Below are 798 nucleotides of genomic sequence, written 5' to 3'. Positions count from 1 at the left end.
CCGCAACCAGATGCGGATTGAGGCGAGTTGCACGGAAGCTAGAAAGTTGTCGTCTCGCTTATCATAGCGCGTGGCGATAGCTCGGAAGTGCTTGAGACGATTGAAGAAACGCTCGACGAGATTGCGATACCGATAAAGGAAGGCACTGAAGGCCGGGACATTTTTGCGGTTCGGCATTGGCTTGATATTTGCCCAGGCACCGCGCCTCGCCAATTCTGCGCGCAGCGCATCGGCATCATAGGCACGATCTGCCAGCAGGACGTCGCCAGCGCCGATGCTTGTCAACATGGTTTCGGCACTTCGCCCATCATGGGCTTGCCCCGGAGTGAGCTTGAGCATGATTGGCAAGCCTTCGGCGTCAACCAGGGCGTGGATTTTGGTTGTCAGGCCGCCGCGCGAGCGACCCATGCAACTGGATCCATCTTTTTTTGGGCGTTGGCCGCGTGTTGATGGACGCGGATCGAGGAACTGTCGATCATCTGGATGTCGCCATCATAAGCCTTTGATACAGCTTCCAGAATTCTTCCCCAAACGCCTGCCTTGCGCCAGCGGTTGAAGCGATTAACGCAGGTTGTATGCGGCCCATACCGCTGCGGGATATCGGCCCAAGGAGCGCCTGTCCGCAGACGCCAAAATATCCCATTCAATACCCGTCGATCATCGACCCGTGGCACGCCTCGAACCTTCGTTGGCAGCAGCGGCTGGATCACCGACCATTCGAAATCACTCAGATCAAAACGCGCCATGATTCGATCTCCTTTTAGAAATCGAATCACACGACAGCGAGCCGCTCAAAGC

The 798-nt window shown here is 56.4% G+C and carries 1 pseudogene; it reads right to left on the bottom strand.

The features are described 5' to 3' along the window. Nucleotides 1–746, bottom strand: a pseudogene (locus ASILVAE211_RS25865) (IS5 family transposase); the annotation flags it as partial. Nucleotides 747–798 lie beyond the last annotated feature (52 nt).

Source organism: Acidisoma silvae (genome assembly GCF_020618775.1).
GTDB classification, from domain to species: Bacteria; Pseudomonadota; Alphaproteobacteria; order Acetobacterales; family Acetobacteraceae; genus Acidisoma; species Acidisoma silvae.
This window is presented reverse-complemented; position numbering and strand designations above follow the sequence as displayed.